The sequence below is a fragment of the Archangium minus genome, assembly GCF_044360475.1.
GTDB classification, from domain to species: domain Bacteria; phylum Myxococcota; class Myxococcia; order Myxococcales; family Myxococcaceae; genus Archangium; species Archangium minus.
On the sequence record NZ_CP043494.1, the window covers coordinates 717,479 to 743,125 of the forward strand.

21 protein-coding genes and 1 tRNA gene are annotated in these 25,647 nt (G+C 69.3%); 16 read left to right on the top strand and 6 right to left on the bottom strand.

Annotation, left to right across the window (positions count from 1 at the left end; all coding sequences use genetic code 11):
* Window positions 1–5 precede the first annotated feature (5 nt).
* On the bottom strand, window positions 6–905 hold the full coding sequence (gene truB, locus F0U60_RS03030; protein ID WP_395813737.1) for a tRNA pseudouridine(55) synthase TruB: 900 nt from the start codon (window positions 903–905) through the stop codon (window positions 6–8).
* Between the two features lie 86 nt (window positions 906–991).
* Between truB and F0U60_RS03035 the strand changes: the two genes are divergently transcribed.
* The 4 genes from F0U60_RS03035 to F0U60_RS03050 all read left to right on the top strand — a co-directional run bounded on the left by F0U60_RS03035 (window position 992) and on the right by F0U60_RS03050 (window position 4,944).
* Entirely contained in the window at window positions 992–3,094 is a 2,103-nt protein-coding gene (locus tag F0U60_RS03035) for an MASE1 domain-containing protein (RefSeq protein ID WP_395813739.1), read from the top strand.
* A 130-nt stretch (window positions 3,095–3,224) separates the two neighbouring features.
* Window positions 3,225–3,298, top strand: a tRNA-Gln gene (locus tag F0U60_RS03040).
* Between the two features lie 35 nt (window positions 3,299–3,333).
* Window positions 3,334–3,867, top strand: a complete 534-nt coding sequence (locus F0U60_RS03045) for a non-proteolytic archaemetzincin-like protein (protein WP_395813741.1) — start codon at window positions 3,334–3,336, stop codon at window positions 3,865–3,867.
* A gap of 99 nt (window positions 3,868–3,966) precedes the next feature.
* Window positions 3,967–4,944: a hypothetical protein gene (locus tag F0U60_RS03050; protein ID WP_395813743.1), complete on the top strand. Its 978-nt coding sequence runs from the start codon at window positions 3,967–3,969 to the stop codon at window positions 4,942–4,944.
* A 131-nt stretch (window positions 4,945–5,075) separates the two neighbouring features.
* Here the strand turns inward: F0U60_RS03050 and F0U60_RS03055 are convergent, their stop codons facing one another.
* Window positions 5,076–7,274, bottom strand: a complete 2,199-nt coding sequence (locus tag F0U60_RS03055) for a (Fe-S)-binding protein (protein WP_395813745.1) — start codon at window positions 7,272–7,274, stop codon at window positions 5,076–5,078.
* Between the two features lie 524 nt (window positions 7,275–7,798).
* On the opposite strand from F0U60_RS03055, the gene F0U60_RS03060 reads away from it, so the two are divergent.
* The 5 genes from F0U60_RS03060 (at window position 7,799) to F0U60_RS03080 (ending at window position 13,994) form a co-directional block, all read left to right on the top strand.
* Entirely contained in the window at window positions 7,799–7,960 is a 162-nt protein-coding gene (locus F0U60_RS03060; RefSeq protein ID WP_395813747.1) for a hypothetical protein, read from the top strand.
* A gap of 114 nt (window positions 7,961–8,074) precedes the next feature.
* Complete coding sequence (locus F0U60_RS03065) at window positions 8,075–9,556, top strand: AAA family ATPase (RefSeq protein ID WP_395813749.1); 1,482 nt, start codon at window positions 8,075–8,077, stop codon at window positions 9,554–9,556.
* Window positions 9,557–9,668: 112 nt separating this feature from the next.
* On the top strand, window positions 9,669–10,907 hold the full coding sequence (locus F0U60_RS03070; RefSeq protein WP_395813752.1) for a VWA domain-containing protein: 1,239 nt from the start codon (window positions 9,669–9,671) through the stop codon (window positions 10,905–10,907).
* A 192-nt stretch (window positions 10,908–11,099) separates the two neighbouring features.
* Window positions 11,100–13,364, top strand: coding sequence for a thioredoxin family protein (locus F0U60_RS03075; RefSeq protein ID WP_395813754.1), 2,265 nt, complete (start codon window positions 11,100–11,102; stop codon window positions 13,362–13,364).
* 42 nt (window positions 13,365–13,406) lie between these two features.
* Window positions 13,407–13,994 carry a thioredoxin family protein gene (locus tag F0U60_RS03080; protein WP_395813756.1) on the top strand — a complete coding sequence of 196 codons (588 nt, stop codon included), beginning with the start codon at window positions 13,407–13,409 and terminating at the stop codon, window positions 13,992–13,994.
* Window positions 13,995–14,127: 133 nt separating this feature from the next.
* On the opposite strand, the gene F0U60_RS03085 is transcribed toward F0U60_RS03080, so the two are convergent.
* Window positions 14,128–14,871, bottom strand: a complete 744-nt coding sequence (locus F0U60_RS03085; protein ID WP_395813758.1) for a hypothetical protein — start codon at window positions 14,869–14,871, stop codon at window positions 14,128–14,130.
* A complete protein-coding gene (locus F0U60_RS03090) occupies window positions 14,868–17,885 on the bottom strand; it encodes a DUF4157 domain-containing protein (protein ID WP_395813760.1) in 3,018 nt (1,005 codons plus the stop codon). The genes F0U60_RS03085 and F0U60_RS03090 overlap by 4 nt, the downstream gene beginning before the upstream one ends.
* A gap of 199 nt (window positions 17,886–18,084) precedes the next feature.
* On the opposite strand from F0U60_RS03090, the gene F0U60_RS03095 reads away from it, so the two are divergent.
* The 7 genes from F0U60_RS03095 (at window position 18,085) to F0U60_RS03125 (ending at window position 23,398) form a co-directional block, all read left to right on the top strand.
* A complete protein-coding gene (locus tag F0U60_RS03095; RefSeq protein WP_395813762.1) occupies window positions 18,085–18,567 on the top strand; it encodes a GNAT family N-acetyltransferase in 483 nt (160 codons plus the stop codon).
* 137 nt (window positions 18,568–18,704) lie between these two features.
* Complete coding sequence (locus tag F0U60_RS03100) at window positions 18,705–18,944, top strand: hypothetical protein (protein ID WP_395813764.1); 240 nt, start codon at window positions 18,705–18,707, stop codon at window positions 18,942–18,944.
* Between the two features lie 137 nt (window positions 18,945–19,081).
* Window positions 19,082–19,492, top strand: a complete 411-nt coding sequence (locus tag F0U60_RS03105) for a hypothetical protein (RefSeq protein WP_395813766.1) — start codon at window positions 19,082–19,084, stop codon at window positions 19,490–19,492.
* 169 nt (window positions 19,493–19,661) lie between these two features.
* Window positions 19,662–20,120 (top strand): hypothetical protein, encoded by a 459-nt coding sequence (locus F0U60_RS03110; RefSeq protein WP_395813768.1) that lies wholly within the window; start codon window positions 19,662–19,664, stop codon window positions 20,118–20,120.
* 31 nt (window positions 20,121–20,151) lie between these two features.
* Window positions 20,152–20,784 (top strand): hypothetical protein, encoded by a 633-nt coding sequence (locus tag F0U60_RS03115; protein WP_395813770.1) that lies wholly within the window; start codon window positions 20,152–20,154, stop codon window positions 20,782–20,784.
* A complete protein-coding gene (locus F0U60_RS03120; protein ID WP_395813772.1) occupies window positions 20,781–22,118 on the top strand; it encodes a hypothetical protein in 1,338 nt (445 codons plus the stop codon). Before F0U60_RS03115 ends, F0U60_RS03120 begins: the two co-directional genes overlap by 4 nt.
* Window positions 22,118–23,398: a nitrogen regulation protein NR(II) gene (locus F0U60_RS03125; protein WP_395813774.1), complete on the top strand. Its 1,281-nt coding sequence runs from the start codon at window positions 22,118–22,120 to the stop codon at window positions 23,396–23,398. Before F0U60_RS03120 ends, F0U60_RS03125 begins: the two co-directional genes overlap by 1 nt.
* 17 nt (window positions 23,399–23,415) lie before the next feature.
* Here the strand turns inward: F0U60_RS03125 and F0U60_RS03130 are convergent, their stop codons facing one another.
* Both F0U60_RS03130 and adh read right to left on the bottom strand, forming a co-directional pair.
* Entirely contained in the window at window positions 23,416–23,808 is a 393-nt protein-coding gene (locus tag F0U60_RS03130) for a DUF779 domain-containing protein (RefSeq protein ID WP_395813776.1), read from the bottom strand.
* Between the two features lie 194 nt (window positions 23,809–24,002).
* Window positions 24,003–25,532: an aldehyde dehydrogenase gene (adh, locus tag F0U60_RS03135; protein ID WP_395813778.1), complete on the bottom strand. Its 1,530-nt coding sequence runs from the start codon at window positions 25,530–25,532 to the stop codon at window positions 24,003–24,005.
* Between the last annotated feature and the right edge of the window lie 115 nt (window positions 25,533–25,647).

Below are 25,647 nucleotides of genomic sequence, written 5' to 3' on the forward strand. Positions count from 1 at the left end.
ACATCTCACAGTCCGGACCAGAGGTGCGTGACGGTGCTCAGGTGTCCGTCCTGTTCACGCAGCAGGGCGACCAGTCGGCCTCGCTGCAGGGCGCGCACGGGCGCCTCGGGATCCGGGAAGCCCTCGGGCAGGCGCCACTCCGGGGGCCGCACCTCTCCCAGGGGAACAGTGCGCCCATGCTTGAGGTCGTTCACCTCGTCGCCCGCGATGACGCGTGAGCGGCACCAGGGCAGCAGTTCGGGGCCATGCAGCCAGACACGCCCTCCTGGGCCCGGATCCTTCCACGGGCCGATGGCCGTGCGGTGCAACCGGGCCAGGTGGGCCCCGCACCCCAGTGCGCGCCCCAGGTCTCGGGCGAGCGCACGCACGTAGTACCCGCCGCGGCAGGTGAGGCTCAGGCGGCTGTGGTGGGGCAGCTCATGGGAGAGCCAGTGGGCCTCGTGCAGGTAGACGCGCGAGGGGGGCAGCTCCACGGCCTCGCCGCGATGGGCCTTCTTGTAAGCGGGCTCGCCGCCGACCTTCTTCGCGCTGGTGGCGGGGGGCACTTGCTCCGTCCAGCCGAGGAAGGGGGCGAGCGCCGCGTCCAGCGTCTCCGGTGTGAGGCTCGTGGCATCACCTTCGCGGGTGACCTGGCCGAGCAGGTCTCCGTTGTCCGTCTCCACGCCCCAGACGACCTCGGCCTCGTACGTCTTGGGCACCGCGTGCAGCAGCTCCATGAGGTGCGTGGCGGGACCGGCGAGCAGCAGCAACAGGCCCTCGGCGAAGGGATCGAGCGTGCCGCCGTGGCACACAGGGAGCTGCTTGCGCGTAAGGCCCGCGGCTTCCACCTCGTTCATCAGGGTTTGCACGAGGGAAAAGCTCGTTGCTCCCACCGGTTTGTGTTCCAGGTAGATGCCGGGCTTCATGCGTTGAAATTCCTCGGAGGTGGGGCCGCGAACCGCCGGATGTTGCCCATGCATATCTCTATTTCCGAGGGCGCTTGATGGCTTCCATGGGACAGGGATGGTCGCGCGGAGTGTCAGGGGGGGTGCTGGGACGGGCCGTTCTGCTCTTCGGGTCCTACTTCGGGCTGAAGATGCTCAGCGGCGTCTTCCTCTTTCGTTACCTGGAGAGCTCCGCGATCTGGCTCCCGGGGGGGCTGGCGCTTGCCGTCCTCCTTCGTGCGCCCAGGCACCGCTGGCCCGTGTACCTGGCCACCCTCTTCCTCGCGGACTACGCGATAGTGCCTTTCTATGAGAGCCAACCCTGGGACCTGAGCCTCGTCTGGGCGCTGGGCAACAGCCTGAGCGCGGTGCTCGGGGCGGAGTTGATGCGGCGTTGGCTGGACATGCCGGTGACGCTCTCTCGGCCCCGGGATGTGGTGGGGCTGGTCATCGCTGGAGGACTGCTCGGCCCCCTGCCCAGTGCCACGCTGGGGGTCGGAGTGATCGTGCTCTTCGCACCGGGCTTGGGTGCCGGGAGCTTCTGGCGTGGCTTCCTCGACTGGTTCCTCGCAGACGGGCTTGGGGCCGTCCTGGTCGCTCCGCTGGTGCTCTCGTGGGGGCCGGATCGAGCCTGGCCCCGGCGGTCGTGGGAGACCCTGGAACTGCTAGGGTCGATCGTGCTGCTGGCGCTCGTGGCCCACGTCACCTTCGGCGTGCTCGCGCCCCAGGGGCTCCTCCTCTCCCTGCCATACCTCTGCCTGCCCTTCGTCCTCTGGTCGGCACTGCGGCTGGGTCCTCGGGGCGCGGCCACCGCCGCGCTGGTGCTGGCGGCGTTCGCCGTCTGGCACACCACCACAGGTCGAGGGCCCTTCGGGGCGCTGCCCGGCAGTGTCCAGGAGCGCGTGCTCGCGGTGCAGGTCTTCCTGGCCGTGGCGAGCCTGTCCACGCTGGTGCTGGCGGCGATGGCGTGTGATCGCCAACGGGTGGAGCAGTCCCAGCGGGTGCTGGCGGAGGTCGGCGCGGTGCTCGCCGAGTCAATGGACCCGAGGGACACCCTGCCGCGCGTGGCCCGGCTCGTCGTGCCGGAGGTGGTCCCCGGCTTCGCGCTGTGGCTGGCGGACGAGGACGGGCGGTTCGTCCCGGCGGTGCGGGCGGGGATGACGCCGGAAGAGGAGGCGCGCCTGCTCGTGGAGCTCCGCGGGCTGACGGAACCCTCCCGGCGTCAGCTCGGCCCAGAGGGGGCCTCGGTGCTGGTGCGCATCCAGCATCGGGGACGCCTGCTGGGGGGCATGGCCCTGCTCCAGGCGGGGCACACCCACCCGCTCCGTCCTCGCATGGTGTCCTTCGCCGAGGACCTGGCCCACCACTGCGCGCTCGCGCTGGAGAATGCCCACCTCTTCGAGCAGTTCCAGGCGGCCATCCATGCCCGGGACGAGTTCATCGCCGTCGCCGCCCATGAGCTGCGCACCCCGCTCACCGCGCTCCAGTTGCAGATGCGGAGCCTCCCGCGCTTGCTGCAGCAGGTCCCCGCCTCCGAGTCGCTCCTCGCGCGCCACCAGTCGTTGGCCCGCCAGGTCTCGCGCCTGGGACGGCTGGTGGAGAGCCTGCTGGATGTGGGGCGCATCAACACCGGCCAGCTGCGGCTGGAGCGCGAGCCGGTGGACCTGGGGGCGCTGGTGCGCGACGTGGTGGAGCACCTCTCCGGAGAGCTGGAGCGCGCCGGCTGTGAGGTGTCCATCTCCGCCCCGCCCCACGTCACCGGCCTGTGGGACCGGACCCGGCTGGAGCAGGCCCTCACCAACCTGTTGGGCAATGCCCTGAAGTTCGGCGCCGGACAGCCCATCGAGGTCCGGGTGGAGGCGTGGGGGGGTCGGACGCGCCTCCTCGTGACGGACCATGGCATCGGGGTGAGCCCCGAGGCCCTGGAGCGGATTTTCGGCCGCTTCGAGCGGGCGGTGTCCTCACGGGAGTATGGCGGCCTGGGGCTGGGCCTCTTCCTCACCCGGCAGATCGCCGAGGCCCATGGCGGCAGCATCCAGGCCCACAGCGCTCCGGGTGGGGGGGCCACCTTCGTCCTCGAGCTGCCGACCTCACCGAGCGCCGCCCCCTATGCCCCCCTGCACGACGCCCCTCCCTGGGCCCTGGCGCCCGCGGACCCTCATCCGACGTGAGGGGCAGGGGGCCGAGGCCCTACCCGCCAGCTCCCTCCGCTGTCTTCTAGTCAACCGATGCAGGGAAATGTTTCCGAGTCCCTCTGGATGGCATAGAATCTCCCAACGGGCTGTATCCGTGCGATCTTGCTGGGGCGTCGTCTAATGGCAGGACGTCAGACTTTGAATCTGATTATCAAGGTTCGAATCCTTGCGCCCCAGCCACCCTTCTCTCCCTGATTCCCAAGGACGGTGGGTCGATGCCGCAGCCGCAGAAGGTTCTCCTGCTGGTTTCCGTGGGTGGCCCGCCGCCAGTGGTCCTCCGGGAATTGGAGGACCCCATTTCGCTGCAGCTGGGTGTGCGTTCCGTGGTGAGCAAGACGGTTCTCCCGACACCCACCTACGCCTTCAACAAGGACCGGGGCCAGTACCACTGCAACGCCATCATGCGCCGGCTGGCGACGGTGCTGGAGCCGGGGCAGTCCTTCGTCCTGGGCGTCACGGACGTGGACCTCTTCGTCCCGGACTCCCCCTTCGTCCTGGGTGAGGCGGACCGCGAGTCCAAGAGCGCGGTGCTGAGCTTGGCTCGGCTGCGTCAGGGCGCTGACGGCGATCAACTCCGGCGCCGGCTTCAGGTGGAGGCCGTCCACCTGGCGGGGCACCTGCTGGGGCTGTCCTTCTGCGAGGACGCCCGGTGCGTCATGTTCTTCGCCCAGGTGCAGCAGGATTGCGATCGCAAGCAGCTGTCGCTCTGTAATAACTGCCGCAACGAGCTCAACAAGCTGAACCGCTAGCCGCGCCGCCCCTGGCGCGCGCCCTCCTCCTACTCGTGCTTGAATGCCGCGCGCGCATGGACGTCTCCATGCGGGCCGGAAACACAGGAGCACGAGCGTATGAAGGCGTTGTTGCGGATTGTCGGGCTGGTGGCGGCCGCGGGACTGGCCGCGTGTGAGCCCATCGACGTGGATCTCGGTGGTGGTGGTGGGGCGGGCGGCGCCTTCAGCCGCGGCTTCGTCTTCGTGCGCGGCGACAGCGCCAGCTCGCGCAATGTGTTCGCCGTGGACGACAACGGGGACCCGAACTCCCCCCTGCAGCTGACCACCCAGGGCGGTGCCTACTACCCCACGGTGTCGCGCAACGGACGCTCCGTGGCCTTCATTCGCCGGGCGGGCTCCGTCCACGAGCTGCAGGTGGTGCCCACCACGGGCCAAGGTCAGCCCTCCACGGTGTTCTCCAGCACGAGCACCTCCGCCTGCTCCGGCTGCACCAACTTCCGCTATCCCACCTTCAGCCCCAATGGTCAGGCGATCGTCTTCACCCTGGACAGGGGCAACGCCACGCAGCTGGCCCGGGTGAACGCGGATGGCAGCGGCTTCCAGCTCCTTCCCAACAGCGGGAACTACTACTTCGGCTCGACCTCCTTCACGCCGGACGGGTTGGGGCTGATTGCCGCGGGCAGCCGCTACTCCCGGAGCGAGTTCGAGCTCCTGCTCCATGTGAACCTGGCGAACGGTCTGGCCAACGTGGTCGCCAACGTCCAGGGCAGTGACGGGGCGCAGGTCATCCTCTCGCGCGTCGCCGTGTCCCCGGATGGCTCGAAGGTGGCCTTCGATGCCCGCACCAGCAGTGGCTCGCGCATCTACGTGGGCACCATCGACGGTCAGCAGCAGATCTTCGACATCACCCAGGTGACCGGGAGGGTCGGGGTGACGGACTCCTATCCCAGCTGGCGCGGCAACGCGGAGATCGGCTTCCTCTCGGATGATGGCGGCAGCGACAACATCTACCGCGTGAGTGCCTCGTCCGTTCGCGGCTCGGGCAACGTCGTGCTCGTCGTTCCGAAGGCCATGGAGCCTTTCTACGGCGGGTAGTCGTTACCTCGCGTCCTGATGCACGAAGGCCCGGGACCCTCACACTTGGGTCTCCGGGCCTTCTTTTTTGCAGCACGGGGCGGCATACCCTCACCCCGTCCCTCTCCCGGAGGGAGAGGGGTTGTTGACGACTACTCGGGCTTGGCGCTCACCGCGACGCTCGGTGCGACTGTGCCGGTGCCCGTCTTGACCTCCAGGGCGTCCGCCACCAGCTCCGTGATGTCCTTCACCTTGATGAGCTCCTCGCGGCCCGTGTCGTTCACCGCGTCCTTGAGCATCGTCGAGCAGAACGGGCACGCCACCGCCACGATGCCCTTGCCGCCCGGCTCCTTGTAGTCGCCCACCTGTCCCGGCTTCTGCTTGTCCGTCGCCGACGGGTACGGCGTGTTCGGATCCTCCGCGTGCTTGAGCGTCAGCGCCGCCTCGTTCAGCCGGTTGTGGTTGATGCGCGTGCCGATGTGCTCCTCCATCCACATCCGCCCGCCACCCGCGCCGCAGCAGAAGCCCTCGCGCTGGCTGCGCTGCATCTCCACCACCTCGAGCCCCGGAATCGCCTTCAGCACCTCGCGCGGCGCGTCGTACACCCCGTTGTGCCGGCCCAGGTAGCACGGGTCGTGGTACGTCAGCTTCTCGTTCATCACCTGCGAGAGCTTGATGCGCTTCTCCTTCAGCAGGTCATTGATGAGCTGCGTGTGGTTGATGACGCGGTACTCGCCACCGAACTCCGGGTACTCGTTCTTGATGGTGTTGAAGCAGTGCGGGCACTGGGTGATGACCGCCTTCACGCCCATCGAGTTCCACGTCTCGACGTTCGTCTTCGCCATCGTCTGGTACAGGTACTCGTTGCCCAGGCGGCGCGCCGTGTCGCCGTTGCACATCTCCTGCTTGGACAGCGTCGCGAAGCTCACGCCCGCCTCGCGCAGAATCTTCACCAGCGCCCGGCTCACCTTCTTCTGCTTGTCGTCGTAGCTGCCCGCGCAGCCCACGAAGAAGAGGTACTCGTACGGGCCGCCGCCATCACCCCACGTGGGCAGCGCCAGATCCTCCGCCCACTCGTCGCGCCGGTCCTGGCCCAGGCCCCAGGGGTTGCCCTGGCGCTCGATGCCCTCGAACACGCGCTGGATTTCCGGCGGGAAGTCCGCCTTCACCTGCACCTGGTAGCGGCGCATGTCGATGAGGCGCGGCACGTTCTCGATGAACACCGGGCAGGCCGTCTCGCACCAGCCGCAGCTCGTGCACGCCCACACCGTCTCCGCCTTCAGCGCGCTGCCGATGATCTCCGGCAACGGCTCGGTGGTGCCCGAGGGACCCCGGCCCTCCTCAATCCACATCTGGTTGTCCCAGGCCCAGTGCTTCAGGTCCTGGTTCACGCCCTTGTGGGTGAGCGGCTTGCCAGTGATGTACGTGGGGCAGTGCGTCTGGCAGCGACCGCACTCGGTGCACGAGTACAGGTCCAGGCCCTGCTTCCACGTCAGGTCCTTCATCGTCGCGGTGCCGAACTCCTCCTTCTCCAGGTTGGGCGTGGGCAGCTTCGCGCTCTGCGTGTTGCGCTGACCCTGGCCCAGGCGCAGGAAGAAGACGTTGGGCAGGCCCGTAATGACGTGGAAGTGCTTGCCCCACGGCAGGAAGTTGAGGAACGCCAGGACGATGGAGAGGTGAATCCAGAAGCCCGCCACGCCCAGCACGTGCGCCACGGTGTAGCCCAGCGGCCTCATCGCCATGCCCACCACGCTGGTGGCCGGCTCCCACCATACGAAGTTGCTCGTGGCCAGCGGCATCGACTGCTCGCGCGGCACCATGTGGCTGCCACCGAAGAGGAACTCGGTGATCATCAGGCCGGAGATGAAGCCGAGGATGAGGTAGGCCTCCCACGAGGGGCTCATCCGGTCCGGCTTCACGATGGCGCGCGCGTAGACGAAGTAGGCGCAGCCCAAGAGCGCGCCCACCGCCACCACGTCCTTGGCCAGCAGGTACAGCTTGTAGACGGTGAGCAGCGCCGGGTTGGCCGCCCAGAACGGCTCCGTCAGGTCCGTGAGCAGCACCAGCGCCGTCTCGGAGAAGCCCATCACGAACAGCATGACGGTGCGCAGCGCCAGCGTCATGAACGCCGCGAAGATGAGCACGTGCATGAAGCCCGGAGTGAACTCCTCCGGATCCACCATGCGCTTCTGCCCCAGGCCAAAGCGGAGCAGCGCGGCGGCACGCTGAGGAATGTTGTCGAGCCGGTTCTCCGGCTTCATCGCCAGCAGGACGCCAATGCGTCCGGCCATGGTCATGACGAAGACGGAGACTCCGACTGCGAGGAGGAGACCTGTGATGATGGGACTCATGGCGGTTCGGTGGACCTCGCGAGGGCCCGCGCGGTCGGGAAGACCCAGATGGCGCGCTGCGGCAATGCTGTAACCCTGCAACCCTAACAAGGTTGATTCCCGAATCAAGCACCTGTCCAGGGTTGAGGCGGCGGTGGTTCTACTCCATGCGAGGCCCGCCCGGAGTCCTGACGGGCCCAACGTTCACGGTCCAACCCTCCCGTGCTCCCACCGTGCGTGCCCCGATGCACCCCGAGTCGGTCTACGGGCAGCCTCGGACACCCTGCGGTTGAGCGAAGCACCCGCTCGGCTCACCTGGAGCACGCTCCGGGCGGGCTTCCACAAAAAAATGTGTAAAAGCAAGCAGGCGTGCACTATCCGACGTGGCCGGCCGGTTTGAAGACCAAGGGCTTTACAGCGGGCCCAGCAGTGGGCACCCTGTTCGGTAAATCGGTCAACGACGTTGGGAAGGGGCACCACATGGGGTGGGCCCCAGGTGACCGAACGGGGGGGCGCCCTCACGGAGCGCGTCCAGGAGAAGGCCCATGGTGCACGACGACACGACGTACATGGATGACGAGGGGTTGGAGTACGTCGTTCCCGGTGGTGAAGACGAGGACTCGGGGTCCATCATGACGGTGCGGGTCACCACCGGTGGCCGGTTGTGGGGCGCCGATGACGCCTACGGCGGTTACGACGCCGATTAGTGTCAGGGCCCCCGCGTCGGGGATGGCGCGGGGGCGGCAGTGTGGCACGCAGGAGCGCGTCTTCCCGTTGAGCCGGTGCAGGGCACCCGTTCCGGGGATGGAATCCGCGGCTGCGTGTATCTTCCCACCTACGTGGGGTTTCCAAGCGAATCGAGTCCGAGTGGAGCAACGCCTCAAGGGCGGGGTGTCACGGAGCGTCCTGAGGAGGAGCTCGCGGCCTTTGACCGGCTGCTGCCCACGCTGAGAGAGGCGTACCGGCGCAACCCCAGCAAGACGTGGTCCGCCGGGGAGCTCGGCGAGCTGTCGGGCCTGCCCGAGGCGGAGGTGGCGCACACCCTGGAGCTGTTTGCCTCGGAGCTGGGGCTCGCGGAGGTCCTCTTCGGGGATGAGGCGGGCCTCGTCGGAGCGATTCAGCTCTCGTCCGCCGTGCTGGAGACGGAGCCCTTCGCGTCTGTGCGCGCGTGGCTGGGTGCCCAGGGTCCGCTGGAGGCGCCTCTTCGTCTCACCGAGCTGCGCGTGGATGGCTACCAGGGGCTCCAGGGTCTGGAGGCGCGCTTCGGTGCTTTGACCGTCCTCACCGGCGAGCCGGGCTCGGGTAAGTCCTCGCTCCTCGACTGTCTGGGCCTGCTGTCCCACGCCGTGGTGGAGCCGCTTCCCTCGGGGCCGCACTCGCGTGTGCCCGAGCGCCTCCACCTGTCTCTGCGCGTGGCGAGCGGCTCCGGTCGGGCCTTCCGGTATTCGGTGAGCCTCGGCGGGCCCGTGGGCACCCCCCGCGTCACCTCGGAGCGCTTCGCCTGCGTGGAGACGGATGCGCGCGGCCAGGAGTCGGAGGCGTTCGCGTTCCTCGACTTCCAGAATGGCCAGGGTTCGGTGCGCACTGTGACGTGGGAGTCCCCTCGGCCCCGCGTGTTGTCGGTGGCCCACTCGGTGCCTCCGGACTCGCTCGCGCTGCGTGGGGCGCTGGAGCCTGCGCTGGGCTCCGCCGCCAGCTTCCGGGCGTTCCTCTCCGGCTGGCGCTTCTATCCGGGCTTCGACGTCTCGCGCGGCGCGGCGCTCCGGCGTCCCGTGCCCTCGGAGCCCGAGCCCGTGCTGGCCTCGGATGGCTCCAACCTGAGCGCCGTGCTCTTCCACCTCATGGTGGAGTGCCCCGAGCGCTGGCGCGAGCTCGAGGCGTCCCTGCGCGAGGCCCTTCCGTCCTTCCTCTCGCTCTCGGTGAAGCCCCGGGGCGGGCCAGGCACCGTGCTCTGCGTCTGGCGCGAGGCCGGCGTGCGGGACGAGCTGACCCTGGCGGACCTCTCGGACGGGACGCTGCGCCTGCTGTGCCTGGTGGCGCTGTGCCTGGCGCCTCGCAAGGCGCCCCTGGTGGGCCTCGACGGGCCCGAGTTGGGGCTCCACCCGCGCGTGCTGCCCGTGCTCTCGCGGCTGCTGCGGCGGGCCTCGGAGGAGACCCAGGTGCTCGTGGCCACGCAGTCTCCCGAGCTGCTCGCCGGGTTGCCGCCCGATACGGTGGCCGAGCTGCGGCGGGTGGAGGGGCGAGCGGTGTTTTCCGGGCTTGGGTCGGCGCGGAGGGATGGGGTGGAAGGGACCCGCTCTTAGACGGGGAATTCTGGGTGCCTCCGAGTTGCGACCGAGGGGGGCAGGTCGGCGATACTGAAGGGACGCGGTAGCGGCGGGGTGCACGCATGTGCCTCGCGCGGAGGAAGAAGCAATGAAGCTGACGGCCTGGGCGGTCGAGCGCGATGGTGAGCGTGGGCGGGATGTGCATCTGCTCGTCAACGTGGAGGCCGAGACGGATTCTCCCCGCGCGCCGGTGGCGGTGAACCTCGCGTTGGACCGCAGCGCCTCCATGCGGGGCGCGCCCCTGGCAGCGGCGGTGGAGGCCGCGCAGCTGCTCGTGGAGCGCGCGGGGTCGAAGGACTACCTCGGGTTGCTCGCCTTCGACGGTGTCCCCGAGCAGCTTGAGCCACTGCGTTTGATGGACTCGGATGCGCGGGCGGACCTCGCTGAGAGCCTCTCCCTGTTGCAGGCCGGCGAGGGCACTGCGCTGCACGAGGCGGTGGAGTCGGGTGCTGCCGCCGTGCGCCGGCTGTTCATCCCTGGTGCGCGCCCGAAGATGTTGGTGCTCACGGATGGAGAGCCCTCGGTGGGCCCGCGCTCGCTCGCGGACTTCCGCGCGCTGGGCTCCAAGGTGGCCGAGTCCGGAATCACGGTGCACGCGCTGGGGCTGGGGCGGCACTACCTGCCGGAGATTCTCGAGGCACTCACTGGCCCCTCGGGAACGGGCTTCACCCACGTGGATGACGCGGAGGGCTTGCCCGTGGCCGCCGCGGGCCTGGTGGCCGAGCTCTTCGGCGAGGTGGGCACGGAGGCGCGTGTGCACGTGCGCCCCTCCGGCTTCTCCGAGCTGCAGTGCCGCCACCGCTACCTGGCGCGCGTGGAGGGGGACTCGCTGAGCGCGGGGCTGGGCTCGCTCTCACATGCCTTCCCTCGGCGGGCGCTCTTCACCGGGCGGCTGGAGCTGGCGGACTGGTCGCTCGGGGTGACGACCACGTGGACGCAGAATGGCGACACGCGGCGGGTGGCGGTGCCGGTGCAGCGCGTGCTGCCGGACAGCCCCGAGGGACGCTTCATCCGCGCGGTGGGCGCGGAGCTGGATTTGGTGTCGGCCGAGTCGGTGGCGTGGAAGGCGCTGATGCGGCGCAACCCGGCAGCGGCCGAGCAGTCGCTGAAGGCGGCCGAGGAGGCGCTACGCGAGCTGGTGCGGCTGGGAGTGGATGAGGTGCCGGCGAAGCGGCACGTGGATCGGCTGGCGGACCTGAAGCTGGCGGTGGAGCGGCGCACGGGCGAGCTGCCGGCACTGCTGGTGCGGCGGGCCCGAGCCGCGGACGCGCGCACCGGACTGAGCATCATCCAGCCCGCGATCCCCGCGCGGAAGGCCGGCAACTGAGCAGCTACTCGAAATCACCCGGCGAGCGGGCGAGCGGGTCTCCTTCCGTGTAACCCATTTCGGGCAGCCGCGTACTACCCACACCACAGGGACGGACTGACCGGGAATGCCCGCCTGCTTGGAGGGTTGGTGGGAGCCAATCCACGGGCGGGAGGCTGGCGGTCGGCGAGCCAGTGGGTTAACGGGAGGCGCATGACGCAGCTGCCGGTACGACGTTCGAGCTGGGGGGCACTTCTCTTCTTCGCCGTGCTGGGGCTGTGCCTTGGCTCGGGCGTGGCTCGGGCGCAATTGCCCGCCACGGCGATGGGCACGGGCGCTCCGGACCAGGGCAACCCGCGCGTGGAGGCCGCCCTCCTGACGGATGTCTCCCAGGTGAAGCCGGGGGACTCGTTCCGCATCGGTGTGCGCTTCCGCATGGACCCGGGCTGGCACATCTACTGGAAGAATCCAGGGGACTCGGGCCTGGCCTCCGAAATCGTCTGGGACACTCCAGGCACCACTGTGGGCGAGCTGCAGTGGCCCACCCCCATCACCTTCCGCAGCCCGGACGGCTTCATCACCTCCTATGGCTACGGGGAAGAGGTGCTCCTCTTCGCTCAGGCCCATGTCTCCGACAAGCTCACGGGCTCGGCGCAGCTGTCGGCCGCGGCGGACATCCTCGTGTGTGAGACGCGCTGCCTGCCCGCGCAGCTCATGCTCACCCGGAACATCCCCCTGGGCTCCGAGACGCGGCCGGACTCCGAGCACGCGCCCCTCTTCGACGAGGCCCACGCGCGTGTCCCGGTGACGCCCGAGAGCTCCGGCTACGCGGTGACGCTCGCGCTCGATACGAAGCCGCTCACCGCCGGCCGTCCCTTCTCTGGCACTCTCACCGTGACGGGCCCCAAGGGCCAGTCGGTGCCCAAGGTGGAGAAGGACTTCTTCGTCCCCGAGCGCATCCGCGGTCTCGCGCGTCTGGCCCTGTCCCCTGTGGACGGCAAGCCCGGCACCTTCAAGCTGGAGGGCGAGGCAGCCCCGGATGTGCCTGAGCAGGAGCCCCGGTTCGTGGGCGTGCTGCGTCTGGGCCCGGCCTCCGTCGGCCGTCCCTCGCTGACGTTGGATTTGCCGCTCGCGCCGGTGGTGGCCGCGGCGCCCGGTTCCGCTCCCGTGGTGAAGCCCGCGCCCGCGTTGAAGCCGCCCGCGGTGGTGGCCTCGGCCGTGGCGCCGGAGTCGTCGCTGTCGCTGGGCCTGGTGCTCGTCTTCGCCTTCCTCGGGGGCGCGCTGCTCAACCTCATGCCGTGCGTCTTCCCGGTGCTGGCCCTCAAGGCGTACGGCTTCACCCGCACCGTGCACGCCGAGCGCGGCAAGGTGGTGCTGCACGCGATGGCGTACGCGGGTGGCATCATCGGCTCGCTGCTGGCGCTGGCGTTGGCGGTGCTGGGCCTGCGCGCGGGCGGGCACAGCGTGGGCTGGGGCTTCCAGTTCCAGGAGCCGCTCTTCGTGGCCGCGGTAGCCGCGGTGCTGGTGGCCTTCGCCCTCAACCTCTTCGGCGTCTTCACCGTGGGCACGGACGGCACGGCCCTGGTGGAGAAGGTGGACTCGAGCCACGGGCTGGCGCGCAGCGCGGGCGAGGGCGTGTTGGCGGTGGTGCTGGCCACGCCCTGCTCGGCGCCGCTGCTGGGCACCGCGGTGGGCTTCGCGCTCGCGGCGGGCCCGGCCACGGTGCTGGCCACCTTCTTCATGCTGGGCCTCGGTCTGGCGCTGCCCTTCTGTCTGCTGGTGCTGGTGCCTGGGCTGGCGAAGCTCCTGCCCAAGCCGGGCGCATGGATGGAGCGCGGCAAGCAGTTGCTCGGCTTCGCGTTGCTGGGCACCACGGTCTGGCTGGTGTGGGTGATGGGCGGCCTTACGGGCGTGGACGGAATGGCTCGGCTGCTCTCCTTCCTCGCGGTGGTGGGCCTGGGCGCCTGGCTGTACGGCTTGGCGCAGGGCTCCACGGGGGCGCGCAAGGCGGCGGGCGTGGCGGCGGTGGTTGCGGTGCTGGCCGTCGGGGGCATCTTCTCCCTGCGCTTTGAGGACACCGGCCCGGCCGTGCGCAAGGCGTCGGCAGTGGGCGAGGCGCAGCCGTGGGACGAGGCGGCGGTGGCCGCGGCGCTGGAGGCAGGGCAGCCCGTGTTCATCGACTTCACCGCGGACTGGTGCCTCACCTGCAAGTTCAATGAGCGCACGGTGCTGACGCGCGAGGACGTCCGGGCCGCTTTCGCGGAGCACAAGGTGGCCTTCTTCGTGGCGGACTGGACGCGGCGGGACGCGCGCATCAGCTCGAAGCTGGCTGAGTTCGGCCGCGCCGGAGTGCCCATGTACCTGGTGGTGAGCCCCGACTCGCCCGACAAGCCCGAGGTGCTGCCCGAGCTGCTCACCTCCGACACCGTCATCGACGCCGTTCGCCGCGCGTCGAAGCGGATGGCCAACGCCCGGTAGCCGTGTTCTTTCCGCAGTACCCTCACAAGGAGAGCTGAGCGAATGAAGTCTCTCTTCACCGCAGTCGCCCTCGCCGTGATGCTGCCCGTGGTGGCCTTTGCCGCCGACACCGCCCAGGTGGGCAAGCCCGCTCCGGCCTTCACCTTGAAGGACGAGTCGGGCAAGGAGCACTCGCTGTCGCAGTACAAGGGCAAGGTGGTCGTCCTGGAGTGGACCAACCCCGGTTGCCCCTTCGTGCAGCGCCACTACACGGCGGGCACCATGCAGAAGACGCTGACGGGCTTCGACGCCAACAAGGTGGTGTGGCTGGCGGTGGACTCCACCGCGGCCAACACGCCGGACAAGTCCGCGGCCTGGAAGAAGGAGAAGGGCTTCGCCTACCCGGTGTTGCAGGATCCGAGCGGCACGGTGGGCAAGTCCTACGCCGCCAAGACGACGCCGCACATGTACGTCATCGATGAGCAGGGCGTGGTGCGCTACGCGGGCGCCATCGACGACGACCCGCGCGGCAACAAGAAGACGGGCATCACCAACCACGTGAAGACGGCGGTGGATGCGCTTCTGTCCGGCAAGCCGGTGCCGGCCTCCACCACCGAGCCGTACGGCTGCTCCGTGAAGTACAAGAGCTAGTGCCGGACAGAGGCGGGCTCCGGGTATCGCGCCGCGTATGCCCGCGAGCCCCGCCTTGGAGTTGCCGCGCGCTGGACCCGGCGGAGGTTGTTGGGCAGAGAGCTGAGCAGAGGTCTCCGCCCGGGCCACCGCTTCACCGAAGGGCCTCCGCGAACGCGGATGGGACGTGTTGGGGCGTCCAGCCCTGTGCGGCGATCCGCTTCAGCGCCTCCTGCATGGCCTGGTGCTCGGGCGTGCCGGGCTGGTCCCACAAGGCCCAGCCGATCTGCACGTGGGCATCGAGCCGGCCCTCCAGGTTCGTGATGCGGAAGGAGGCGGGCGCGTCCATGGGACGGTCCTCGAGGGGACCGGCGACCCACACGCCGTCGTGGCGCAGCTCGAGGGGCGCCTCCCAGGTGTGCCCGCCCCCGTCGCGCAGGGTGAGTCCGCGCTCCGGCTTCTCCTCGAACAGGCGGGCGCGAGCCTGCGTGCACACGAGCTCCTCGAAGGTCACGAGGTAGTCGGGTCCGGGGGGCTCCTGGGCGAGCGCGTCCGCGCACCAGCGAGCGAGTGTCTCTCGGGTCAGCCTGGGGACCACGGAGAAGGAGGAGCCCACCTCGTAGATGGACTCAATGGAGACGCGGGGCGGCACGACCTCCTCGCGGATGTGGACGGCGGGCACTCGGGGCGGGACGTCCGGGACGAAGAGGGGAATGCCCCGGGTTTGGCAGACGAGTCCCAGGTCCACCGCCAGGGGACGGACCACGGGCGCCAGGGCCTCGATGACGTCCAGCGCGCGCCGCATGAGCTCCTCGGCGGGGGGGACCTCGGCCTCCGGGATGAGGGCGAACGAGACGACCGTCCCCGGGGGTTTGTGCAACAGACATGGGCGGCTCACAGCACCTCCTTGACCCACTGCGCCGGCAGCTGGCCCGGGTTCAGGTTCTTCAGCTTGAAGAGCAGCTTCCCCTGCATGTCGAAGATGTTGATGACGTCCAGGTGTTTGATGCGATCCATCTTGCGCTTGCCGCCGTTGAGATCCTGGATCAGATCATCGATCAGGTTGCCCTTGGCGTATTCCTGCTGGGTGGCGGGGTTCACCGTCCTCCAATTGCCTTGAGCGTCGAACACCCGTTCGTTCGTTCCCAACTTCGCGGTCTCGGGTGGCCACCGCAAACGCATGCCCGCCTCGTAGGTACCTGGGGGCCGGGCCACCGTGCCCTTGATGACGTCATTGGGAATCTTCGCCGCGCCATGTGAGACGCCGGGCAGCAGATCTCCAGCGGTCGCGACGGGCGTGTCCGGGGTGTACAGCTCCATTCGCCGGGTGACCTGGGTGCCCCCGCCGACGAGCGCCTCCTCGGCGACGACGTCGAAGGACTTGCCGGCGCTCTTGGCGTCCTGGCCCACGTGGACCACCAGCTTCGTGCCCGGGTTGGCCGCCTGGGCCTCCTGGAGGACCTGTCGCGCCGCCATCAGCTCCGAGACGTTGTCCGGAATCCGCTCCGCCTCACGCGCGGCCGTCTCCTTCACCCAGTCCTCGAAGCCATGGACCTTGCCCTGCTTCTCCAGCGCGGCCATGTCGTTGATGACGTCCAACTCCGAGGGGCGATTGATGTTGAGCAGCTTCTGCTCGATGTCCGTGAGTCCGCTGGCGCTGCCGGGAAAACCGGCCCGGGCCGCGGACAGATCGGCGGCGACCGGTGCGGGAGGTACCTTGACCGGCATGGGGCTGGGAGGGGGCGCTTGGGTCGGCGCGGGCGCCTGGGTTGGCGCCGGCGTCGTCGCACCGGTGGGGGGAGGGAGCGCCGCGTTGTCGTTGGCGGGCGTGGGGGGCGGCGGCGGGGCCGCGTTGTCGTTGGCGGGGGGCGGGCTCCCCTTCGCGAGCTCGGCGGCCTTCGCCTCCTCCGCCAGCTCCCGCTCGGCATCGTCGAGCTTCTTGGAGAGCTCGGCCATCTCCTTGTCGACGGCCGCGACGAGCTCGGGATTCTTCAGTGCCCCGGCCTCCGCCTTGAATGCCTTGTAGGCTTCCCGGAGTTGTCTGAACAGCTCGGGCGTCTCCTTCAACAGTCGCCCGAGCGAGTACAGCGCATACAAGGCCGTCAGCTTGTCCCAGCACCAGAGGAACTCTCGGCCGTGCTGCAGCTTCATGATGTCAGCGCGGTAGTCCGCGAGCACAACACCCGCCGTCCCGATGATGATGTCGAGCGCGGCCACGGCCCGGGCGAGCCGGGTGGTTGCTCCCGCGAGCCCTCCCACTCCGCTCGCGACCAGGGCCACGTCTCCCACCAGGGCCAGCTCCTGCCTGAACTGCTTGTTGTAGAGGTTGAGCAGGTTGATGGCGGGCATGTAGACGGTCTTCCCTGCCGAGGCGTCCTCCAGCTCCTCATCCGAGACGAAGTGGATGGCGATCAGCTCGTTGGGATCGAGCTCATAGGTCCCCAGGGAGAAGCCGAGTCCGGCGATCGACTGCCAGAGCGTGAAGGAGATCTTCCCCTCCTTCGTGAGCTCCATGCCTTCGTAGGTATAGCGGACCGTGGTGTATGCCTTCAGGAGGCCAGGGCTTGACCAGGGAAAGCGCTTGGCGCTGCCCATCTTCGCGGCCACTTCCTTGGGTCCCGCCGCCGTGATGGACGCGAAGTACAGCGAGCGCAGCTCCTGGTGGTACTGCTTGTACTCCTCTCCATGGATCGCGCTCTCGAGGCTTTTCAGGAGCTCGGAGTTGTTGCCGCGCAGCTCCTCGAGCAGCTTCGCCGCGTCGCCCGACGGCGTCGAGGCCATCAGCCGGATGATCGTCGCCTCGTCCTCATCCAGGACGAACGTGCCCTGTGCGATGGCTCGGATGAGCGCGAGCCGATCATTCAACGAGAGCCCGCGCATCTCGTCCTCCGACAGCTCGGCGGCGAGCGTGTCGACGTCCCAGCCCCCTTGAGCCAGACGCTCCAGGAGGTGCTTGACCCTGTCCGAGGGGCCGGGAGCCTGAGGCGTGGGCTGGGCCTCCGGTGGGCTCACGCTCGGAGGTGGGGGGGCCGACGGCTCCTGGGACACGACAGGAGGGGAGGGGGCTGGAGCGGCCTTCTTGGGCGCGGGCTTGGGCTTGGAGGGGACGAGGGGGTGTTGCGGCTCCGGGCGAGGATCGAGCAGCCCATCGGTCATCACCATGCGGGTGGTGGTCTCCGTCTCGGAGACAGTGAGGCGCCGTGGCGCGAAGACCCCGAGGCTGAACTTCGATGTCACGGCCGTGAGGACATTGAGCGCATCGGGGTTGATGAGGACCTCACCTCCGGAGAGGACGATGATGGAGATGTAGAGCCTCCGGGTTTCCTCGACCCAGTGGGTGTTGAGCTGGAAATCCAACTCGGGGGAGAAGCTCTCGGCGATGAGCTGACCATTGACGAGGAACAGAACCCGTCCCCCATTCTTGGAGACAGAGACGGAGGGTTGTCCCTTCAAGGGTTTTCGTTGGAGCCTGAGGCCGAGCCCACCACGGCTCTGTTGGACCACGTGGGCCAACTCATGGGCCAGCAGCTTCCTGCCCTCCGGGCCGTGGTGTTGCGAGGAGCCCTCGCGGAACACGATGTGGGAACCCACGGTATAGGCGAGGGCCTGTACCTGCCTGGCGGATTCAGCCGCGCGTGCATCGGTGTGGATGCGCACGCGGCTGAAGTCGTGTCCGAAGTGCGGCTCGAAGACGCGGCGGGTGGCGGGGTCGAGCGGTTGGCCTTCGGACCGGAGCACTTCGCCGACGCTGGAGGGCAGGGACGACGGGAGCCCGGTGCCGTGGGTTGGGTTGGCGCCGGAGGATGGAGCGAACCCGGGCCGTAGCGCACCCGTGCCAGTGGCGTCCTGGAGCGAGAGGTCCTCCGCGGCGTCATCGGCCTCGCGCTCGAGCGATGCCTCGGTCCTGCTCACGGCGGTCCACGGCCGCACGGGGGGGGTCCACGTGCTCGCACCGGGCTGTTGCGTCCTGGTTTCCGAGGCAGGCTGCGAGCTCGGAACATGTGAGGCTTTGCTGGACATGTCGGAGCCCCCTTGGATTCGACGGTAGCACCTCCACGTTCACTTCAGCTGTGCTCCGGCATCATATTGAACATTCGGAGGTGGGAGGCACATGCAAGCAGGGTGGAACATTCGCAAGGCCAGCGTGGAGGACATGGACGAGCTGATCCGCCTGCGCGTGGCGCTGTTGCGCACCACGCGCGAGGTGGAGACGCTCGAGGACGAGGAGGCGCTGGTGGCGAAGACCCGGCGCTACCTCGAGCGGGCGATGCCGGCGGGCCGCTTCCATGCGTGGGTGGCCGAGGTTGGGGGCCGGCTGGTGGCCAGCAGCGGCGTCATGCCCTTCGAGAGACCGCCGGTGCCCGGCAACATGGCGGGCCTGGAGATGCACATCCTCAACATGTACACGGAGCCCGAGTGGCGCGGGCGGGGCATTGCGCGGGCGCTGTTCACGGAGTTGATGCGCTTCTCGCGCGAGCAGGGGGCGGGTCGCATCTGGCTGCACGCGTCGGACGAGGGCCGGCCGCTCTACGAGTCGGTGGGCTTCAAGCCCAACCCCATGGCGCTGGAATGGACGCCGCCCGAGGAGGCGTAGCGGCTCGGAGGGGAGGAAGGCAGGCGACGGGGCGTGGACAGGCCGCTTGTCGGGTGCCGGAACACTTCGGACCTTTTCCCCATCACTGGGCCTCGTGGCGAGCTGCGCGGGGCCCCACCGCGTGACGGGAGAAAGCCATGGCTGAGAACAAGGGACCCGCGGACAGGGGCACGGTGAAGAACCCGCAGTTGGACAAGGACGCGAAGGAGCTGGAGCGTGAGGCTCGGCACCAGGGCGAGGGACAGGAGCGCCGGGACGTGGTGGACTCGGAGACAGGCGAGGCCGGCATCCAAGACAAGGGCATTGGCGGCTACGGAGCCGACGATTCAAGCGTGAGCGAGCGGCGCGACGCGCCTCCAGTCAGCGACAATGGCTGAGCCCCTCTCCCTCTCCCTCCGGGAGAGGGCCGGGGTGAGGGTATCTCGCTCGGCTGTGTAGCGAGCATCCTCTCGCATTTCCCAGAGCCCTCTGAGAGCCTTCCCACCTGGAGGTCTCTCCGAGGGGAACCGAACCCATGGCTGGAATCCGCCAAGACTACATCGAGCGAATGATCGAGCGGCTGGTCGCGGCGCTCGCGGCCATCCTGAAGGCAGGCAAGAGCCAGAAGAAGGACGAAGCTCTGGAGCTGATTCAGCAGACGAGCCTGTCGCTGTTCGGCATGGAGTACCGGATGCTCATCACCATCGATGCGGGCTCGGTGGCGGAGTTGCTCGGACATCCCGAGAAGATCAAAGCGCTGGCGAAGCTGGTGAGCGCGGAAGCGGAGCTCCTCCAGCAGAGCGGAGACACGGTGGGCGTTTCACATCGACTGGGTCATGCGCTGGCGCTGCTTCAGGAGGCCCAGCGCAGGAGAACGACGCCGGACCCAGAGCTGGAGACGCTCCTGCGCGACGTGCGCGACAAGCTGGCCTCCACCTTTCAGTAGAAGAGGGACCTCCCGGGCGCGCTCAGGTGTACCAGCCGGTACACCGGGGTGTCCCGGCTGGGGCATGCTCCAGAAGCAGACAGCCGCGCCTCCCAGGAGCCGGCGTCGGGCACGGATAATGCTACGCTCTAGGGTGCGCTTGCTCCCGGGGCGCGTCGTGGAGGCAGTTATGCGTGGGCTCCTCATCCTCGCCATCTCGCTGTGTGCCGCGGGTGCAGCCGCCGAGGAGTCGTCGCGCCGTGAGTCGCCCCGTGCCGCCATCCTCGAGGCGCTCGAGGTGCAGGCCGCGCTCCCAGAGCAACCTCCCCGGTGGCCTGACGCCGCGACCCCGGTGACCGAGTCGGCTCGGGAGACCGCGTCGGAAGGTGCTCGCAAGGACGCGGCGAACCGCACGCGGGGTGAGGCCGCTGAGAAGGCGCGCGGTGAGGCCTCGGCGCACGCTGCTCGCGTGTCTGAGCACACGCCTCCTGGCCAGAGCATCAAGGCTGCTCGCTCCGCTGCATTGGGCTCCGCGGGCCTGGGCTCGGATGCTCAGGATGCGGCGGGCCGCTCCCGCGCGGAGAAGGTGCGCAAGGACAAGGATAACAAGCCCGGCAGTCCGGGGAACGGGCGTCCGCCGAAGCCGTAATCCACTCTTCACCCGTGATAGAAAGCCTCGCGTGAAGCGCCTCGTGCTGTGCCTTGTCCTGCTCGGACTCACGGCGGCCACGCCACCGGATGCGACGCCGCACCTGCTCCAGGGTGCTCGCCACTTCCGTGAGGGCCGCTTCTCCAACGCACTGGTTGAGTTCAAGGTCGCCCAGCGCCTGGGCACGGGCGGCGAGGCGGACTGGTACATCGCCGCGTCGCTGGTGAAGCTTGGCCGCTCCGAGGAGGCACTGGAGGCCTTCGCTGCCGCGCGCAAGAGCGCTCCGGATGCGCGCGACGCCTTGCTCGACTACTACCACGCGCTCGCCTGCTACGAGGCGCGTCTCTACCTGTGCGCGGACACGCTCCTGGATGCGGTGGGGGATGCCTCGGGGCCGCGCATTGGCGAGCAGGTGCGCAAGCTGCGCTCGGACATCGCCACGCTCTTGAGCTCGGCGCCCACGCCCGCCTCCATCGACTGGTACCACGCGCGCGCCGCGCAGGTGCGCTCGTCCGGACGCTCCCTGCTCGCCGCGCACTACTTGGAGGAGGCGGTGCGGCTGGCCGGAAAGCGTGAGGATCGCTACCGGCTCGTCGAGGCCCGTGCTGCGCTGGGCTCCCTGGCCGAGCGGCCCGTGCCCCTCGTGGGTGGAGACCGTCCGTGAGTCCAGGACTGCTCGTGGCCGCGCTGCTCGCCGAGTCCGGGCTCTGCGGACCGGTGACGCCGGAGGCCTCGTCGGATCCAGCCGCTGCCGCGCCTTACGTGGAGGTGGCAGAGGCCGAGCAGGCCGCGGGGGACTCGGAGACGGCGCTCATCGCCTGGCGCGAGGTGCTGCGCAGGGACCCGAGCCATGCCCGGGCACGGGCGGCCCTGGAGTCGCTCTGCCAGGACGCGGAGTCTCCTGAGGAGGCGGCCGCGGCGGCGGCGTTGCTCTCCGGCCTCTCCCTCTTCGAGCGCGGGGAGGACGAGGCCGCGGCGACGGCCTTCCACGAGGCCCTCGAGGCACCGGAGTTGGTGGACACGGCCTCCTTCTTTCTCGGGGTGCTCGCCCTGCGTGAGGGACGCGCGAGTGAGGCGGGGCGGTTCTTCGACGCGGCGGCGGCTTCGTCGGATGCGGCCCTGGCACGACGTGCCGGGGAGCTGCGCCTCCAGGCCGCGCGCGAGGGGCGGGTGACGCTCTCGGTGCGGCTGGGCAGTGAGTACGATTCCAACGTGGACCTCGCGCCGGACGGCACGTATCGCCAGGGGGGGAGCGCGGACGGAGTGGGCACAGGGCTCGCGGAGCTGCGCCTGCGTCCTTGGGGCGAGCGGGGCCTCCAGGCGCGCGTCTTCGGGCAGTACCGGGGCCACCTGCGCATCCACGACTTCGACCTGGCAGGGGCCGGGGGCACCTTGGGTTGGGCGCACGTGGGCTCGGCGCTGCGATTGTCCGCGGACTACGGCTTCGACTTCCTGGCGCTCGGAGGGGCGCCCTACCTGTCCGCGCATCGGCTGCAGGTGGCCGCGCGCGCGCCGGTGGGCCCGGTGGTGCTGGAGGCCTCGGCGGCGGTACGCCGTGAGGACTTCCGGGACGACCTCTACGCCGGATATTCCGGATGGCGGAGCGTGGCGCGGCTGGACGCGGAGTGGAGCCCCGCTGAGTCTCTCACGCTGGCGGCGGGCTGGTCCGGGGGCCTGTTGAAGGCGTACGACCTGGCGCTCGGCTATCTTGAGCACGGCCCACGCGCTGAGCTGCGCCTGCGCCCGCGTCCCGGGCTGCGTGTCGTGGGGGAGGTGGGCTACACCCTGCGCGGCTACCAGGCCTTCGACAACCCCTTGGGCGCTCGCCGCGAGGACGGCTACTTCGACGCGGGCGCGGCGGTGGAGTGGGACGTGGCGGCGAATTGGAGCCTGCAGGCCTCGGTGGGCTGGCGCGGCGCCTCCTCCAACATCCCCGAGCTCTCCTATGGCCGCTTCACCGGAGGCCTGGGGTTGGTGTGGTCGCGGGGGCTGTTCTGATGCTCCGGCCCGGCTCGCGCGCGCTGGGGCCGCTGGGGCTCGCGATGCTCGGGTTGGTGGGGGCGCTCGCGGCGACGCTGGCGCTCTACCGCGCGGGCAGCACGGCCTTGGACCAGGCGCTGGACGCTCGGCTGCGGGGCGCGGGTGAGTCCACGGCGCTGCTGTTGGGAGACACGCCTCCCAGGCCCGAGCGGCTGGAAGCGCTGATGCGGGCCAATGCGCTGGACGGGGTGTACGTGGTGGACCGGAAGCTGGCGGTGCCCGCGGATGCCACAGGGCCGGCGAGAAGGCGGGTGGACCTGCTGCGCACGGACCCGGCGGGAGTGGAGGCGGCGCTCGCGGGAGAGACGCGAGTGGGGCCGGGCTACTCGATGGGCGACCTGGTGGTGACGGTGGGCTACTTCCCGGTGCGCGGGGCCGGGGGGCAGGTGGAGTCGGTGCTGGTGCTGGAGGCGGGACGGGCCTTCTCCTCGGCACGCGACTCCCTGCGCCGGGCGCTGTGGGGCGGAGTGGCGCTGTCCGCGGTGGGCGCACTGGCGTTGGCGCTGGTGGCGGCCCGGTGGCTGCGGGATGAGCAGGCGCGGCGCGAGGCGGCAGCGAAGGCAGCGCGAGGCGAGGCGCTGACGAAGATGGCGGCGATGGCGGCGCATGAAATCCGCAACCCGCTGGGGGTCATCCGCGGCACGGTGGAGCTGATGCGCGAGCGCAGCGGGGCGAAGCTCTCGGAGCGGGACAAGGAGGCGCTGGAGGACGTGCTGGGCGAGGTGGAGCGGCTGCGCCGGCTGACGGAGGACCTGCTGGACCTGAGCGCGGACCGGCCGCTGGCCGCGCAGCGGGTGGCGCTGTCCGAGGTGTTGGAGGAGGCGGCAAGGGCCACGGAGGCAGCGTTCCCGGGAGTGAAGGTCCGCCGGAGCTTCGCGGAGCTACCGCCGGTAGAGGGGGACGCAGGGCGACTGAGACAGGTCTTCGCCAACCTCCTGCAGAACGCAGCACAGGCGCAGGGGGAGGGCGAGGTGCGGCTCGCGGCCAAGGTGGAGGGGAGCGCGGTGCGGGTGCGCGTGGAGGACGACGGACCGGGCGTGCCGCCGGAGGTGCGCCAGCGACTCTTCGACCTGTTCGTCACGGGGAAGGCGAACGGAACGGGGCTGGGCCTGGCGTTGTGCCGCAGGCTGGTGGAGCGGCACGGTGGCACGGTGGCGCTGGTGCCCGAGCAGCGCCAGGGCAGTACCTTCGAGGTGCGGCTGCCCGCGTCACGCCAGGCGCCCGAATCCGAAGCGTAGGCTCCGGGGGCCGGGTCTCAGCCGTGCTGCGACCCGCGAGGCGGCGGACCCACCCGCTGGAGCGCGTAGTGCTCCTCGTCGGTGAAGACACGCGAGCGGATGAGGAAGCGCACGCCCTCGGGGGCTTCCACGGAGAAGCCGCTCCCGCGTCCCTTCACGACGTCCACCGTCAGGTGGGTGTGCTGCCAGTACTCGAACTGAGAGCCGCTGATGTAGAAGGGCGTGTCCACGATGGTGCCGAGGAACACGTCCTCCTGGCCCACCTTGAACTCGCCCCGCGGGTAGCACATGGGAGCGCTGCCATCGCAGCACCCGCCTGATTGATGGAACATCAGGGGGCCGTGAATTCCTTGCAGCTTGCGCAGCAGGGACTCGGCGGCGGGCGTAACGGCGACGCGCTCGACGTGCATACGGGGACCCTCGTTTCTGGCGTGAGCCCTTCAGGGCAGAGTGACTGCTCCCTCTCCCCTTGGGAGAGGGTTGGGGTGAGGGTAGCCGAGCCCGTTCTCCAACCCGTGGCTCACAGTAGGGACCGCGGGTTCAACCCGGGTTCACCCGATACCCTCACCCCGTCCCTCTCCCGGAGGGAGAGGGGAAATGAGGCCTAGAAGAAGCCCATCGGCTTCGGGTCGTAGCTGACGAGCATGTTCTTCGTCTGCTGGTAGTGCGAGAGCATCATCTTGTGCGTCTCGCGGCCGATGCCCGACTGCTTGTAGCCGCCGAACGCCGCGTGCGCCGGGTACAGGTGGTAGCAGTTCACCCACACGCGGCCCGCCTGGATGCCGCGGCCCATGCGGTACGCCGTGTGCGTGTCACGCGACCACACGCCCGCGCCCAGGCCGTACAGCGTCTCGTTGGCCATGGCCAGCGCGTCCTCCGCGTCCTTGAACTTCGTCACCGACACCACCGGGCCGAAGATCTCCTCCTGGAAGATGCGCATCTTGTTGTGGCCCTCGAAGATGGTGGGCTCCACGTAGTAGCCCTCGGAGAGCGCGCCCGGCAGGTGCGCCCGCCGCCCGCCGGTGAGCACCTTGGCGCCCTCCTGCCGGCCCACGTCGATGTACGAGAGGATCTTCTCGAGCTGATCATTCGACGCCTGCGCGCCAATCATCGTCGCCGTGTCGAGCGGGTTGCCCTGGACGATGCGCTTGGTGCGCTCGATGGCCTTCTGCATGAACTCCTCGTAGAAGCGCTCCTGCACCAGCGCGCGCGAGGGGCAGGTACACACCTCGCCCTGGTTGAGGGCGAACATGGCGAAGCCCTCGAGCGCCTTCTGCGCGAAGTCGTCATTCTGCGAGAACACGTCCGCGAAGAAGATGTTGGGCGACTTGCCGCCCAGCTCCAGCGTCACGGGGATGAGGTTCTCCGAGGCGTACTGCATGATGAGGCGGCCCGTGGTCGTCTCACCGGTGAAGGCAATCTTGGCAATGCGCTTGTTGCTGGCCAGGGGCTTGCCGGCCTCGATGCCAAAGCCGTTGACGATGTTGAGCACGCCGGGAGGCAGCAGGTCTCCCACCAGCTCCGCGAACTTCAGGATGGTGACGGGAGTCTGCTCGGCGGGCTTGAGAACCACGCAGTTGCCGGCGGCCAGCGCGGGCGCCAGCTTCCAGGCCGCCATCAGCAGCGGGAAGTTCCACGGGATGATCTGCCCCACCACGCCGAGCGGCTCGTGGAAGTGGTACGCGACGGTGTGCTCGTCGAGCTCCGAGAGGCTTCCTTCCTGGGAGCGCAGGCAGCCGGCGAAGTAGCGGAAGTGGTCAATGGCCAGCGGCAGGTCCGCGGCGAGCGTCTCGCGGATGGGCTTGCCGTTGTCCCACGTCTCGGAGACGGCGAGCATCTCCAGGTTGGCCTGCATCCGGTCGGCAATCTTATTGAGGATGTCCGCGCGCGCGGTGGGCGAGGTGCGGCCCCAGGCCCCCTTGGCCTTGTGGGCGGCGTCGAGCGCCTTCTCGATGTCCTCGGCGGTGGAGCGGGGAACCTCGCAGAACGGCTTGCCGGTGACGGGGGAGATGTTCTCGAAGTACTGCCCCTTCACGGGCGGGACGAACTCACCTCCGATGTAATTCCCGTAGCGGGGGAGGTACTGCACCTTGCTGCCCTTCTGACCCGGAGCTTCGTACACGGTCGACGACATACTGACCTCGGCGTGGGTGGGTGGTTCTGGCTACGGCAGGGGAGAGGCGCCGATGATAGGCAGGTGCCGCTCCGCGTCATCGCCGCGAAAGAACACGCGAGCGTCGAATAGTGAT